The organism is Phreatobacter sp. AB_2022a (assembly GCF_026847585.1).
Taxonomy (GTDB): domain Bacteria; phylum Pseudomonadota; class Alphaproteobacteria; order Rhizobiales; family Phreatobacteraceae; genus Phreatobacter.
Map to the genome: position 1 here is coordinate 57,580 of NZ_JAPSET010000014.1, position 14,185 is coordinate 71,764.

11 protein-coding genes are annotated in these 14,185 nt (G+C 68.8%); 7 read left to right on the forward strand and 4 right to left on the reverse strand.

What is annotated here, in order from left to right:
* Positions 1–61: 61 nt before the first annotated feature.
* Positions 62–778, forward strand: coding sequence for an ArsR/SmtB family transcription factor (locus OZ671_RS12340; RefSeq protein ID WP_268861026.1), 717 nt, complete (start codon positions 62–64; stop codon positions 776–778).
* Positions 779–784: 6 nt separating this feature from the next.
* On the opposite strand, the gene OZ671_RS12345 is transcribed toward OZ671_RS12340, so the two are convergent.
* The 4 genes from OZ671_RS12345 to OZ671_RS12360 form a co-directional block, all read right to left on the reverse strand.
* Positions 785–3,184 (reverse strand): DUF3772 domain-containing protein, encoded by a 2,400-nt coding sequence (locus tag OZ671_RS12345; protein ID WP_268861027.1) that lies wholly within the window; start codon positions 3,182–3,184, stop codon positions 785–787.
* 204 nt (positions 3,185–3,388) lie between these two features.
* Positions 3,389–5,296, reverse strand: coding sequence for an AsmA family protein (locus OZ671_RS12350; protein WP_268861090.1), 1,908 nt, complete (start codon positions 5,294–5,296; stop codon positions 3,389–3,391).
* Positions 5,297–5,596: 300 nt separating this feature from the next.
* Positions 5,597–6,253: a 3-oxoacid CoA-transferase subunit B gene (locus tag OZ671_RS12355; protein ID WP_268861028.1), complete on the reverse strand. Its 657-nt coding sequence runs from the start codon at positions 6,251–6,253 to the stop codon at positions 5,597–5,599.
* Positions 6,254–6,267: 14 nt separating this feature from the next.
* Complete coding sequence (locus OZ671_RS12360; protein ID WP_268861029.1) at positions 6,268–6,978, reverse strand: CoA transferase subunit A; 711 nt, start codon at positions 6,976–6,978, stop codon at positions 6,268–6,270.
* Positions 6,979–7,307: 329 nt separating this feature from the next.
* Between OZ671_RS12360 and OZ671_RS12365 the strand changes: the two genes are divergently transcribed.
* The 6 genes from OZ671_RS12365 to OZ671_RS12390 all read left to right on the forward strand — a co-directional run bounded on the left by OZ671_RS12365 (position 7,308) and on the right by OZ671_RS12390 (position 14,071).
* A complete protein-coding gene (locus OZ671_RS12365) occupies positions 7,308–8,147 on the forward strand; it encodes an ABC transporter ATP-binding protein (RefSeq protein WP_268861030.1) in 840 nt (279 codons plus the stop codon).
* A complete protein-coding gene (locus OZ671_RS12370; RefSeq protein ID WP_268861031.1) occupies positions 8,144–9,037 on the forward strand; it encodes a branched-chain amino acid ABC transporter permease in 894 nt (297 codons plus the stop codon). Before OZ671_RS12365 ends, OZ671_RS12370 begins: the two co-directional genes overlap by 4 nt.
* A gap of 1 nt (position 9,038) precedes the next feature.
* A complete protein-coding gene (locus tag OZ671_RS12375) occupies positions 9,039–10,082 on the forward strand; it encodes a branched-chain amino acid ABC transporter permease (RefSeq protein WP_038302822.1) in 1,044 nt (347 codons plus the stop codon).
* Between the two features lie 52 nt (positions 10,083–10,134).
* A complete protein-coding gene (locus OZ671_RS12380) occupies positions 10,135–11,331 on the forward strand; it encodes an ABC transporter substrate-binding protein (RefSeq protein WP_038302823.1) in 1,197 nt (398 codons plus the stop codon).
* Between the two features lie 68 nt (positions 11,332–11,399).
* Positions 11,400–12,203 (forward strand): ABC transporter ATP-binding protein, encoded by an 804-nt coding sequence (locus OZ671_RS12385; protein WP_038302825.1) that lies wholly within the window; start codon positions 11,400–11,402, stop codon positions 12,201–12,203.
* Positions 12,200–14,071: an AMP-dependent synthetase/ligase gene (locus OZ671_RS12390; protein WP_268861032.1), complete on the forward strand. Its 1,872-nt coding sequence runs from the start codon at positions 12,200–12,202 to the stop codon at positions 14,069–14,071. Before OZ671_RS12385 ends, OZ671_RS12390 begins: the two co-directional genes overlap by 4 nt.
* Positions 14,072–14,185 lie beyond the last annotated feature (114 nt).

The window sequence follows — 14,185 nt, forward strand, 5'->3', positions numbered from 1 at the left end:
GCGCGGCCCGGGCTAGGGTGTCGGTCGCGCGCCCGATGAGCGCGGCGGAACGGAGCACGCCATGAAGGACGGGCCTGACATTGCCGAAGTGGCGGCGCTGATCGGCGATCCCGCCCGTGCCAACATGCTCTCGGCCCTCATGTCCGGCCGCGCGCTGACGGCCGGCGAGCTTGCCCACGAGGCCGGCATCACCGCCCAGACCGCCAGCGGCCACCTGGCGAAGCTTCGCGAGGCGGGCCTGCTGCTGGTCGCCGCCCAGGGCCGGCACCGCTATTTCCAATTGTCCGGCGCCGATGTCGCCCAGGTGCTGGAGGGTCTGATGGGCATTGCCGCGCGCACCGGGCGCCTGCGCACCCGCACCGGGCCGCGCGATCCTGGCCTGCGCAAGGCGCGCGTCTGCTACGACCATCTCGCCGGCGAATGGGGCGTCCGGCTGATGGAGGGGTTTCTCGCCGGCGGCCGCCTGCGCAGTGACGAGCGCGGCCTGTCGCTGACGCCCGCGGGCCGGGCGCGGTTCATTGCGGAAGGCATCGACGTCGACAAGCTCGGCGCCGGCCGGCGGCCGCTCTGCCGCGCCTGTCTCGACTGGAGCGAGCGCCGCCCGCATCTCGGCGGCGCGCTCGGCAAGGCGCTGCTCGACCTCATGCTGGCCAAGGGCTGGCTGCGCCGCGCGGCGGCGAGCCGCCTCATCGAGGTGACCCCGCCGGGGCAGCGCGTGCTGGCGCGCTGGGCGCAGGGCGACGATACGCTGCGGCCGGCGCTCGCGACGACCGGCTGAGCGGGATCAGGTGCGCGTGATCGCGGCCTGCGGCGGCGGCGCGATCATGATGCCCTTCTCGCGGAACCGGCTGAGGATGGCGAGCTGCAGGTCGCTGCGCACGGTCAGCGAATATTCGACGTTGGAGACGACGCAGCGCAGCTCGAAATCGAGGCCGGTATCGGCGAAGCGCATGAGGAAGACGCGCGGTGGCGGCTGCTGCATCACGAAACGGTTGTCGCAGGCGACCGCGATGAGCTCGTCGCGCACCACTTCCGGATCGGAATCGAAGGCGACGCGCACCGGGACCGCGATCCGGCTCAGCGTGTTCGAATGGGTCCAGTTCTTGACGACGCCGGTGATCATGTCGGCGTTCGGCACGATCACCGTGGCGCGCTCGAAGGTCTCGATCTCGGTCGAGCGCACCGAGATCTTGCGGACATAGCCCTCCTCGCCCTTCACCACGATGGAATCGCCGACCCGGATCGGCCGCTCGGCAAGCAGGATCAGGCCCGAGACGAAATTCGAGGTGATCGACTGCAGGCCGAAGCCGATGCCGACTGAGAGGGCACCGGCAACGATGGCGAGGTTGGAGAGGTCGAGGCCGAGCTGGCGCAAGGTGATGCCGAGCACCAGGGCGAAGCCGGCATAGCCGAAAATGGTCGCGACCGAGTTCTGCAGGCCGGCATCCATGCCCGACAGGGGCAGGACCTTGTCGCGCACCCAGCGCTGGACCGCGCGCAGCGCCAGGAAGCCGCCGACCAGCACCAGCGCGCCACCGACAATGTTCAGCGCGACGGTCCGGATCTCGGGCAGTCTGAGGCCGAAGAAGGCATCGTCGAGTGTCGCCGCGGCGCCACCGAAGCCCCACGGGCCGAGGACGATGAAGGCCGACAGGACGAGGATGGTGACCTTCAGAATGCCGGCGACGAGCGTGCCGGTCAGTTGCAGGCGGCTGGGCTTGATGCCGATCGAGGCAGCGAGCACGCGGCCGCGATGGGTATTGGCGCCGCTCCACTCGGCGAAGACCGCGTCGAGCAGGCGCAGGATGATGATGGTGGCCGCCGCGATCACCACCGCCGCCACCAGGCGGGTGGCGATGAAGGCGGACAGCGCCGAATAGCCGGCGATGATCCCGATGACGATGGTTGCGACGATCAGCCAGAGCAGCGGGCGCGTCCAGCCCCAGATCGGCGGCTCCGTCGCCTCGGCGGCCGCGCTGCCTTCCGCCGCTTCCGCGGTCGTCTGGTCGTCGTCGTCCAGCGCCCGCTCGGTGGTGCGCCTGAGATAGACGACGATGACCACGGCCATGGCGAGCGCCGTCACGGCGGTGAACAGCGCGGTGATCGCGACCGGGGCGAACAGCACGCGCGCAAAGGCCAGGAACAAGATCCAGCCGGCGACGATCCAGGCCGCCGCCCGCATGGCATCGAAGATCGCGTCCGCCTGGCCGGTCGGCATCGGCACCAGCCGATAGGCCGGCGCGCCCGGCGAGAAGGTGCCCTGCATGACGCCGCGGGTGCAGGAGATGACCAGGACGGCGGCCATCACCGCCTGCGGCACCAGGGGCTCGGCGCGCGGCAGGACCAGGCCGAAATTCTCGACGATCGCCACGGCGATGCCGACCAGGATCGGCAGGACCAGCGAGCGCTCCGCGGTCACGCGCAGATCGGCCAGGACCCTGGCGAGATCGGAGACGGGCTTGTCCTCGGGGCGGCGGTAGAGGCCGCGCCGGCGCAAGGTGCGATAGACGACGAACAGCACGGCGATGGCCGCGAGCGCTGTCGCCGCCGCCACCGCCAGCCGGCCGGTGCCGACGACGCCGGTCAGGTGGTCCCACCAGTCGCTGACGAGGAAGCCGGTCGAGCGTCCGAGCCAGGGCAGCGCGTCGGACAGTTCGCTCCAGAAGCGCGGGTCGACGATCGGCGTCGACCGCTGGAACAGTTCGGCGGTGAACAGCTGGCGGCGCTTGTCGACGATCCGGTCGGCGAGCTGGTCGGCGCGCACCTGCAGCACCTTGATGCTGCGCACCCGGGCATCGATGTCGGCCACCGCCTTGGTCTGGCTCTCGCGCATCTGGCGCGCTTCGGGCGCCTCCGGCGGAGCATTGTCGGCCGGTTTCGGGCCGAGCTGGTTCAGCCGGTCGCGCGCCTCGGCCAGCCGCGGCTCGATCTCGAGGAGCGCGGCGGCGAGCGCGTCGCGGATCGGGTCGAGCTTGCGCTTGAGGTCGACCAGCTCGTCGCTCGACAGGCCGCGGTCGAGCGCCGTCTCGATCTGGTCGAGCGTCGCCTTGGCCTGTTCGGAGGGATCGCGCGGCTGGGCCGGCGCCTGGGCCGGCGTCTGCGCCAGGAGCTGGCCGGCTACGAAGACGATCGCGAAGGCGGAAAGCAGGGCCGACGCGAGGAGCCGGCAAAGGCGTGACAGCATCGTAGGTCCGATGAGGAGGGGCGAATCGTTTCACTCACAATGACACAGCCCTGGCGGCGTACCGAAGGCGGCGATCCTGGAGCAGCATGAAAAACCGCGCCGATCGGGACAGGACCGACCGGCGCGGCGCGATAACAGGCAATCTGGGCGATATCCTGATCGGCCGCCGGCCATTTCCCGGGCCCGGCCCGGCGCGGCCGCCGCCTAGCGGCGCAGGGTCGGATAGGGTGCGAAGGAGGGCACCTGCGGCGGCTCGCTCGACGCCTCCTGGCCGGGCTGGCGGTTGATCGCGTCGAGCACCGCCCTCAGCGCGTCGCGGTCGCGGTTGACGTCACGCAGCGGCGCGGCGGCACCGGACCGACGGATGAGGCTCTGCGGATCGGGCAGGACGAAAGGCTCGTCCCACGAGCCCTGGACGGCGAAGGGCAGTTCGAAATTGCCGTCGGTGGCGGTCGCCGAGCGCTTCAGCGTGGCGATGCCGCGCAGGTCCAGTTCCCGGGCCTGAAGCTGGGCCGAGCCCTGCATCCGGACCCGCACGATCTGGCCGTCCAGCATGATCTCGTCGGCGGTCGCAACGCCGTTGACGATCTGCAGCGTCGCCGCGATCCGCTCGTAGGGCGTGCGCCCTGACCGGGCATCGGCCCCCGACGAGGACAGCGGCCTGCGCTCCAGGCGGCGCAGGATCGCCTCGGCGTTGAAGCCGCGGATGGCGCCGTCGACGGCGGTCAGCGTCGCCTGGCCCGACGCGGTCCGGGCGATGTCGGACATGGTCGGACCGCGCCCCTCGATGGTGACCTGGGCATTGCCGACGCCGTCGAGCCGGCGATAGCCGAACCATTCGGCGAGGCCCTGGCCGAGCTCGGCGCGCTGGACGTTGAGCGTCGCCCGGACCTCGACGCCGTCATGATGGGGCGAGAGGACCAGCGCGCCGCGCAGGCTGCCGCCATAGGCCTGGGCCTCTCCGAGGGTCACGGTGAGCCGGCCGTTGCGTGCGGTGACCGAGGCCGCGGTGCGACCGAGCTTGGCGCCGCCGACGATCATCTCGCGGGCCGACAGGCGCAGGTCGAGGTCGGAGGCGGTCAGCGTCGACAGGTCGATCGGCCTGCGGTTCCAGCCGCGATCGACCTCGGGAATCGGGTTCATGTCGGAGAAATAGGGCGTCGCCACCACCCGCTCGGCGTCGAGCGTGCCGGTGATCTGCGGCCGTTCGCCCTCGAAATTGACCGTCAGCGCGCCGGCGGCGACATTGCCGTCGAGCTCGGCATTGACCTCGGTGAAGGTGAGCTCGGCCGGCGTCATGCGCATCTCGCCCTTGAGCGCGAAACTGCCGAGCGCGGTGCCGGTACCGGGATGTTGGCCGATCCAGCGCAGCAGCGTGCGCAGCGACGTCGATTCCACCGTCATCGTGCCGGCCGCGGTGGCGCGCGCCCGGCCGCCGACCTCGCCCTCGAAGCCGACCCGCACCGGCGCTGCGACCAGGCGCATCTTGAGCGCGGTGGCTTCGGCGGAAAGCAGCGCCAGGGGCCGCGCCACCACCGCACTGACCTCCACCGGCTCGTCATGCAGGGTGAATTTGCCGGAAATATTGGCCTGGCGGTCGAAACGCGGCCAGGATACGGCGATTTCCATGCCGCCGATCGCGACGCGCTGGCGGGTCCTGGCGTCGATCACGACGGCCTCGCCCTGCACCACGCGGAAATCGGCGAGCCCGCGCGCCTCCTCCTCGGCGACGCGCCGCAGGGCGCCAAGCGTCCGGTCCCAGTTGGAGGAGCCGTCGGCCTCGACCTTGATGGTGACGCGCGGCCGCACCAGCGCATAGTCGGAGATCGAGACCTTGCCGGTCAGCAGCGGGAACAGCCGCAGCGCGCCGACCGCCGCATCCGCGCTCGCCAGCGCGTCGTCGCCGGTGCCGATGACGACGCGGTCGAGATGAACCGCGAGCTGGGGCACCACCTGCACGGAAACCGGGCCGGACACGGTCACGGGCACGCCCAGCCGGCGGCTGAGCTCGGCGACGACCGCGGCGCGCACCCGTTCTGCCGGCAGCAGGGCCGGCACGAGCGCCAGCGCCAGCGCCAGCGCCACCGCTATGCCGCCGACGATCGTCAGCACACGTTTCAAGGAAGAGGCGAGATTCACGCCGCTTGCGCCCCGGATTCAGGCGACCGCCGGTCACGGCCGGCCGCCGACAAAACTTGAGAAAACTCACTGAGCGAGCAGAAATGGCGTCCCGACATGGCTTTTCAATGGCCGACCGGACGGCGCCTCCGTTTGGGGGGCGCGTTCTGCGCATGCCCCGCCCGATATGCGTCGCGCCGGCAAGGTGCCGGCGCGATCTCTTCAGGTCGGAGCTTGGAGCCTTGCCGCGGCAGCCTTGCGGAGGGCCCCGCAGGGCTCGGCCGCGGAGCGCGGTCAGGCCGCCGCGGCCAGCGCCGGGCTGACCGTGAACGTGGCTTCGGTATTGGCTTTCACGTCGTCGAGGGTCACCCCGGTGGCGAGCTCGATCAGGACCATGCCGCCCTTCTTCTTGTCGATGGTGAAGACGCCGAGATCGGTGATCACCATGTCGACGACGCCCGCGCCGGTCAGCGGCAGATTGCAGCGATGCAGCAGCTTCGGACCGTCCTTGGCCGAATGCTCCATCACCACCACGACCTTCTGCACGCCGGCGACCAGATCCATCGCGCCGCCCATGCCCTTCACCATCTTGCCCGGGATCATCCAGTTGGCGAGGTCGCCGTTCTCGGCCACCTGCATGGCGCCGAGGATCGACAGGTCGATATGGCCGCCGCGGATCATCGCGAAGCTGTCGGCCGAGGAGAAATAGCTGGTGGTCGGCAGTTCGGTGATGGTCTGCTTGCCGGCATTGATGAGGTCCGGATCCTCCTCGCCCTCATAGGGGAACGGGCCCATGCCGAGCATGCCGTTCTCCGACTGGAGCTGGACGTTCATGCCCGCCGGAATGTGGTTGGAAACCAGCGTCGGAATGCCGATGCCGAGATTGACGTAGAAGCCGTCGCGCAGCTCCTTGGCCGCACGGGCGGCCATTTCATCACGGGTCCAAGCCATCAGATATGCTCCTCTCAGGCCGCCTGCCGCGGACGCGTGGTGCGCTGCTCGATCCGCTTCACGGGGTTCGCGATGTGGACGATACGCTTCACGAAGATGCCGGCGGTGTGAATGTGGTCGGGATCGATCTCGCCGGGTTCGACCAGGTGCTCGACCTGGGCGATGGTCAGCTTCGCGGCGGTCGCCATCATCGGATTGAAGTTGCGGGCGGTCTTCCGGTAGACGAGATTGCCCTCGCGATCGCCCTTCCAGGCGTGGACCAGCGCGATGTCGGCGAACAGGCCACGCTCCATCACATAGGTCTCGCCGTCGAACTCGCGGGTCTCCTTGCCGTCGGCGATGATGGTGCCGACACCGGTCTTGGTGAAGAAGGCCGGGATGCCGGCGCCGCCGGCGCGGATGCGCTCGGCCAGCGTGCCCTGCGGGTTGAACTCGAGCTCCAGTTCGCCGGCCAGGAACTGCTGGGCGAACAGCTTGTTCTCGCCGACATAGGACGAGATCATCTTGCGGATCTGCCGCGTCTCCAGGAGGATGCCGAGGCCGGCGCCGTCGACGCCGGCATTGTTGGAAATGACGGTGAGGTCCTTCGCACCGGATTCCTTGACGGCTTCGATCAGCACGTCGGGAATGCCGCAGAGGCCGAAGCCGCCGGACATGATCGTCATGCCATCCTTGATCTGCCCGGCCAGCGCCTCGCGCGCGGTGGAAAAGGTCTTCGAACTCATTGCAAAATCGTCCCGTGCACGGGCCCCGTGGGGCCACGACCGAATGCCCTCGGGGCATACCGTGGATGTACGGGCGGAGAATGAGCGATTTCGCCCCGCGCTTCAAGGATGGTCGCCTCGGGACGGCCAGCAAGGACTGTCAAAATCACGACAATCCGGCCCCTGACCATCGTCCGAACGGCCGATAGGGCGCTCTGCCGCGGCAATTCGCATTGACGCGCCGCCAGCCGGCGCTAGCTTTCGAGCGGATCCGGAAAACCGGACGGGGATATCGTTCGGCGCCGAAGACGGGAAATCCCGCATGGCGCCGTGCCAGGGAGGAAAGGGCGTTGACGCCACCTTTATCGGCCGCGCCGGCGCGGCCGTCCGCCGCACGTCTCGACGTCGAAGGCCTGTCGCTGCAGTTCGGCGGCGTCAAGGCGCTGGACGGCGTTTCGCTCGCTGTCGCGCCCGGCTCGATCACCGCCCTGATCGGCCCGAACGGCGCTGGCAAGACCTCCGCCTTCAACGCGATGTCCGGCTTCTACCGGCCGAAGAGCGGCACGGTGCGCCTCGACGGCGAGGACATCACCCATGTGCCGGCCCGCGACCGCGCCGCGCTCGGCCTCGCCCGCACCTTCCAGAACATCGCGCTGTTCCGCGGCATGACCGTGCTCGACAACATCAAGCTCGGCCGTCATGCCCATCTGAAGACCAATGTCCTCGACGCCTTCCTGTACTGGGGCCGGGCGCGCCGCGAGGAGATGGAGCTGCGCGCCGAGATCGAGCGCGACGTCATCGACTTTCTCGAGCTCGACCACATCCGCAACGTGCCGGTGGCGATCCTGCCCTACGGACTGCAGAAGAAGGTGGAGCTCGCCCGCGCGCTCGCCATGCGGCCACGCATCCTGATGCTGGACGAGCCGGTCGCCGGCATGAACCGCGAGGAGACCGAGGACATGGCGCGCGCCATTCTCGACGTGCGCGAGGAATGGGGCGTCACCGTCCTGCTCGTCGAGCACGACATGGGCATGGTCATGGACATTTCCGACCATGTCTGCGTGCTCAATTTCGGCCGCCGCATCGCCTCCGGTACGCCCGCCGAGGTGCGCGCCAACCCGGACGTGATCAAGGCCTATCTCGGCGCGGCGGGCGACCCGCGCAAGGCGACGGCGGACGAGGTGGCATGATGTTCGGATCGATCGACCTCGTCGACCTCGTCGAAACCAGCCTTGCCGGCCTCGGCACCGGCGCGCTCCTGGCGCTCACCGGCGTCGCGTTCGTGATCATCTACAAGGCCACCAAGGTGATCAATCTCGCCATCGGCGAAATGCTGATGGTCGGCGCCTTCGTCTTCTACGGCTTCTCGGCCGGCCTCGCCCTGCCCGCCTGGGCGGCCATTCCCGCCACCCTGGTGGTCGCCGCGCTGATCGGCGGCGGCATCGAGCGGCTGATGATCCGGCCCCTGATGAAGGACAATCCGATCTCGGTCTTCATGGTGACCATCGGCCTGTCGTCGATCCTCATCGGCCTCGTCGAGATCATCTGGACCGCCGAGCCGCGCCGGCTGCCGGAATTCCTTCCCGCCCAGCCGCTCACCATCGGCGAGGCCTTCGTGCCGTCCAAGACGGCCTATTCCTTCCTCATCGCCGGCGCGGCGGTGGCGCTGCTGATCACCGTCTTCGCCTTCTGGCGCGGCGGCGTCGCGCTGCGCGCCACCGCCACCGACCGGGCCGCGGCCGCCTCCGTCGGCATCAATGTCGGCGGCGTCTTCTCCTTCTCCTGGATGCTGGCCTCCGTCGTCGCCGCGCTCGCCGGCATCCTGGTCGGCTCGGTCGGCGGCATTTCCTCGGCCATGGGCCTGTTCGGCCTGTCGGTCTTCGTGGTGGTGATTCTGGGCGGCCTCGACAGCATTGCCGGCGCGCTGGTCGCCGGGCTGTTCGTCGGCTGGCTCGAAGCCATGGTCGGGCGGCTGTTCGGCGGCGAATACAAGCTGCTGGCGACCTTCTCCATCCTCCTGATCGTGCTCACCGTCAGACCCTACGGCCTGTTCGGCACGCACGAGATCGAGAGGCTCTGACATGCGCATCGCCACCGCCAAGGAGAGCTATGTCAGCGACGAGGCGCTGTTCAGGACCGACACCCAGAAGGTCTGGTTCGGCCTGCTGATCGCGGCCCTCCTGCTCTATCCGCTCGTCGGCTCCGGCTACTGGATGTTCCTCGCCGTGCTGGTGCTGATCAACGTGATCTCCACCACCGGCCTCAACATCCTCACCGGCTATACCGGCCAGGTCAGCCTCGGCCACGCCGCCTTCATGGCGGTCGGGGCCTATTCGGTCGCCTTCTTCGACGGCCGCTTCGGCACGCCCGTCCTGCTCAATCTCGTCCTCGCCGGCGCCGTTGCCGCCGCCATCGGCATTCTGGTCGGCCTGCCCTCGCTGCGCATCAAGGGCCTCTATCTTGCCATCGCGACCCTTGCCGCCTCGGTCATCCTGCACTTCGTCTTCCTCAACTGGACGCCGGTGACCGGCGGCCTGCGCGGCCTCAACGTGCCGCCGGCCCGCGTGCTCGGCGTCGAGCTGGCCACCCCCGAGCGGCTCTACTGGCTGGTCATGCCGATCGCGGTGGTGATGGTGCTCGCCGCCCGCAACCTGTTCCGCACGCGCGTCGGGCGCGCCTTCATCGCCATCCGCGACCGCGACATATCGGCGGAGATCATCGGCATCGCCCTGTTCCGCTACAAGCTGACGAGCTTTGCCATCTCCTCCTTCTATGCCGGCGTCGCCGGCGGCCTCTGGGCCTATCTGTTCCGCGTCGTGACGCCGGAGAGCTTCCCCGCCCTCGCCTCGATCTTTTTCCTCGCCGCGGTCATCGTCGGCGGCGCCGGCACCATCATCGGCGCCATTTTCGGCGCGGTGTTCATGACCCTCGTGCCGGAATTCCTGAAGCTCGCCGCCGCCGTCATCACGCCCTGGTATCCCGACGCCCCGGTCTATCTCGCCCCCGTGCGCAACGTCGTGTTCGGCGTGCTGATCGTCGGCTTCCTGATCTTCGAGCCGATGGGCCTTGCCGAGATGTGGCGCCGGGTGCGGCGCTTCTTCGCGCTCTGGCCGTTCAGAACCTGATGCCGTGAACACCGCCGGACAAGGCGGGACTTGAACCTTCGAGGAGGATGCCATGACACATTCAGCCCTGCCCCGCCTTTCGCGGCGCGCTCTCGGCAAGCTCGGCCTCGGCGCCGCGCTGGTCGCCACCGGCTCCGGCCGCGCCTTCGCCCAGGCGCCCGACATCGTCATCGGCGCGGCGAGCCCGCTCACCGGCGTCTTCGCCTTCGCCGGCGTCGAGGGCTTCGAGGGCTCGCGCGACTATTTCGAATGGATCAACCGCCAGGGCGGCGTCGCCGGCCGCAAGATCAAGTTCATGGCCGAGGATTCCGGCTATCGCGTCGACAATGCGGTGGCGATCTTCACCCGCCTCACCAGCCAGAACAGCATCCCGATCTTCCTCGGCGATTCCACCGGCTTCCAGAAGGCGATCAATCCGGAGCTGAACCGGCGCGGCACCACCGTCATGGCCGGCGCCTCCTTCGCCACCGAGATCGACGATCCCGCCGCCTTTCCCAACCAGTGGATCCCCGGGCCGAACTATTCCGATCAGCTGCGCGTGCTGCTGCGCTACATCCAGGCGCAGAAGCGCGGCGCGTCCGTCGTGCTGGTCAATTCCGATACCGAGTTCGGCCGCGACCCGATCGCCGCGGCGGAGGCGGAGGCCAAGCGCCTCGGCCTCAACGTGGTCGAGAAGATCATCACCCAGCCGGGCTCGGTCGACATTTCCGCCGACGTCCTGAAGATCCGCCGGCGCAATCCGGACTATGTGATCTTCCACGGCTATGTGCTGCAGCCAATCCCGGAATTCATGGCGCAGGCGCGCCAGGCCGGCATGACCTCCAAGTTCATGGGCACCTTCTATTCCACCGACACGGTGCTGATGGGCCGGGCCGGCGCGGCGGCGGACGGCTATCTCGGCGTCTCCTGCTACAATCTCGAACCCAATGCCCAGGGCGCCCAGATGGCGCTGGTGCGCGAGTTCAACGGCACCAGGGTGCGCACCAACGCCTATTTCCAGGGCTGGACCAACGCGATGATCGCGGTCGAGACGCTGAAGCGCGCGCTCGGCGCCAGCCAGGAGCTCAACGCCGTCAACCTGATGAAGGCGGCGCGCTCGATCCAGAACCTCGACACCGGCGGCATCGTCGGGGTGCCGGTCTCGGTCGTGCGCAACTCGCTGCCGGTCGGCCGGATCTACGAGTTCAAGGCCTCCGAGAAGCGCCTCGTCGCCGCCTCCGACTGGATGACGATCGCGCCCAATACCTGACGGACGATCCAGCCCCACCGGCCGCGAGGCCGGCGGGGTACGCATCCCTCCTCCACGAGCGGCACGCCATGGCTGACCAGAACGGCATGATCCTCGAGGTCAACAATATCGAGGTGGTCTACAACAAGGCGATCCAGGCTCTGCGCGGCCTGTCGCTGAGCGTGCCGAAGGGCCGCATCGTGGCTCTGCTCGGCTCCAACGGCGCCGGCAAGTCGACGGTGCTGAAAGCGGTCTCGGCGCTGCTGCCGATGGAGAACGGCCTCGTCACCGAAGGACGCATCCTGTTCGACGGCGCGCCGGTCGAGCAGAACGCACCGCATCGCCTGGTGCGCTCGGGCCTGTTCCACGTCATGGAGGGCCGGCGCATCTTCGCCGACCTGACGGTGGAGGAGAATCTCGTCGCGGCGACCTATGCGCGGACCGGCAAGCCCGGCGCCAAGGCCGACTTCGACATCGTCTACCGCTATTTCCCGCGGCTGGCCGAGCGGCGCAGGAACATTGCCGGCTACCTCTCCGGCGGCGAGCAGCAGATGCTGGCCATCGGCCGGGCGCTCGTCGCCGAGCCGCGGGTGATCCTGCTCGACGAGCCCTCGCTCGGGCTCGCGCCGTTGCTGGTCGAGGAGATCTTCGCGATCATCGCCCGCATCAATGCCGAGCAGGGCGTGTCCATGCTGCTGGTCGAGCAGAACGCCTCCGTGGCGCTGTCGATCGCCCATTACGGCTACATCATGGAGACCGGCCGGATCGTCATCGACGGGCCGACGGAGCGGCTCGTCGCCGACCGCGACGTGCAGGAATTCTATCTCGGGCTCGCCCACAAGAGCTATCGCGACATCAAGCACTACAAGCGCCGCAAGAGGTGGCTGTCATGACCGCGACCGTCATTGCGCTGGGCCAGGCGCGCGAGGCCGCCGATGCGGCCGCGCCGGCCGACCCCATGGCCCTGCCGGCCAAGACCATCGTCGAAATGCTGCGCCATCACGCCGAGACGCGTCCCGATGCGATCGCCATCCGGCAGAAGCGTTACGGCATCTGGCAGCCGACCAGCTTTGCCGACTACTGGCGGCGGGCCCGCCATGTCGGCCTCGGCCTGCGTGCGCTCGGCCTCGGCCCCAAGGGCCATCTCGGCATCCTCTCCGAGAACCGCATCGAATGGGTTCTCGCCCAGCTCGGCGCCGGCATCGTCGGCGCCGTCACCGTCGGCGTCTATCCGACCAGCCCCTCGGGCGAGGTCGCCTATGTGCTCGACCACGCGGACGCGACGCTTGTCGTCTGCGAGGACCAGGAACAGATCGACAAGATCATCGAGGCGCGCGCCGATCTGCCGAAGATCACCAAGGTGATCGCGCTCGAACATCGCGGCCTGGCCGGCTACGAGCCGGGGCTCGTCATGACCTTCGACGAGGTCGAAGCGCTCGGCCGCGCCGAGGACGAGAAGAATCCCGGACTCGTCGACGAGCTCATGTCCGGCCATGCGATGAGCGACATCGCGCTGCTCATCTACACGTCCGGCTCCACCGGCCGGCCGAAGGGCGCGATGCTGTCCTATCGCAACATCCGCGCCGGCGCGACGAGCTTCCTCGACCGCTACCCGATCGGGGAAGGCTGGGTGACCCTGTCCTACCTGCCGCTCTGCCATGTGGCCGAGCAGGCCACCACCATTTTCGGGCCGCTCTATGCCGCCTCCCAGGTCAATTTCGGCGAGAGCCTGCGCACCGTCCAGGAGGATCTGCGCGAGGTCGCGCCGGCGAGTTTCCTCGGCGTGCCGCGCATCTGGGAGAAGATGCATTCGGGCATCCAGGTGAAGATGGCCGAGGCGCGGCCGCTGCAGCGCTGGCTCTATGCGAAGGCCTTGAGCCTGTGCGGCGGCTTTGCCGCCAAGGCGCCGGACCAGTGGAGCCTCTCCGAACGCATCCGCTACGGCCTGGCCTATGTCGCCGTGTTCCGGGCGCTGAAGAACGCCATCGGCCTCACCCGCTGCCGCATCGCCTTCACCGGCGCCGCGCCGATCTCACCCGAAGTGATCCGCTTCTTCCGCACCATCGGCGTGCCACTCGTCGAGATCTACGGCATGACCGAAACCTCCGGCGGCGTGCTCGGCCAAAGGGCCGATGACGTGGTGGTCGGCACCGTCGGCGCGCCGATGAAGAGCGCGACCGTCGAGCTCGCCCCCGACGGCGAGATCCTGGTGCGCGGTCCGCAGGTCTTCGAGGGCTATTACAAGAACCCCGACGCGACGGCGGCGGCGGTCGTCGACGGCTGGCTGCATACCGGCGACGTCGCCGAGCGGGTCGGCAGCCACATCAAGATCGTCGACCGCAAGAAAGACATCATGATCACCGCCGGCGGCAAGAACCTCTCGCCGACCGAGATCGAGCATGCGGTCAAGACCAGTCCCTACATCAAGGAATGCATCGTCTTCGGCGACCGGCGCAAATATGTCGCCGCGCTCATCCAGATCGAGATCGACACCGTCGGCAAATGGGCGGAGACGAAGGGCATCGCCTTCACCAACTACCGGAACCTGGCGCAGCATCCGCAGGTGCAGGCGCTGATCGCCGCCGATGTCGACCGCGCCAACGACACGCTCGCCCAGGTGGCACGGATCCGGCGCTTCGAGATCCTCGACAAGGAGCTCGACCACGACGACGGCGAGGTGACCGCCACCATGAAGGTGCGGCGCAAGGCGATCGAGACGAAATATGCCGAGGCGATCCGCCGCCTCTATGCCGGCGGCTGAGCCCGCTCCGCCACTCCGAACCGCCGGCCGCACAACCGGCGCGGCCCGTCACATCAGTCCGAACGGTCCCGCATGAAGGCCAGCCGGCCGACTCGCGGATGAGCGCTGCGCCGC

Bases quoted from the DNA above. Each gene is read 5' to 3' on its own strand.
- OZ671_RS12360 (WP_268861029.1), bottom strand. From the start codon at position 6,978: ATGAGTTCGAAGACCTTTTCCACCGCGCGCGAGGCGCTGGCCGGGCAG.
- OZ671_RS12390 (WP_268861032.1), top strand. From the start codon at position 12,200: ATGACCGCGACCGTCATTGCGCTGGGCCAGGCGCGCGAGGCCGCCGAT.
- OZ671_RS12385 (WP_038302825.1), top strand. From the start codon at position 11,400: ATGGCTGACCAGAACGGCATGATCCTCGAGGTCAACAATATCGAGGTG.
- OZ671_RS12370 (WP_268861031.1), top strand. From the start codon at position 8,144: ATGATGTTCGGATCGATCGACCTCGTCGACCTCGTCGAAACCAGCCTT.
- OZ671_RS12355 (WP_268861028.1), bottom strand. From the start codon at position 6,253: ATGGCTTGGACCCGTGATGAAATGGCCGCCCGTGCGGCCAAGGAGCTG.
- OZ671_RS12375 (WP_038302822.1), top strand. From the start codon at position 9,039: ATGCGCATCGCCACCGCCAAGGAGAGCTATGTCAGCGACGAGGCGCTG.
- OZ671_RS12380 (WP_038302823.1), top strand. From the start codon at position 10,135: ATGACACATTCAGCCCTGCCCCGCCTTTCGCGGCGCGCTCTCGGCAAG.
- OZ671_RS12340 (WP_268861026.1), top strand. From the start codon at position 62: ATGAAGGACGGGCCTGACATTGCCGAAGTGGCGGCGCTGATCGGCGAT.
- OZ671_RS12345 (WP_268861027.1), bottom strand. From the start codon at position 3,184: ATGCTGTCACGCCTTTGCCGGCTCCTCGCGTCGGCCCTGCTTTCCGCC.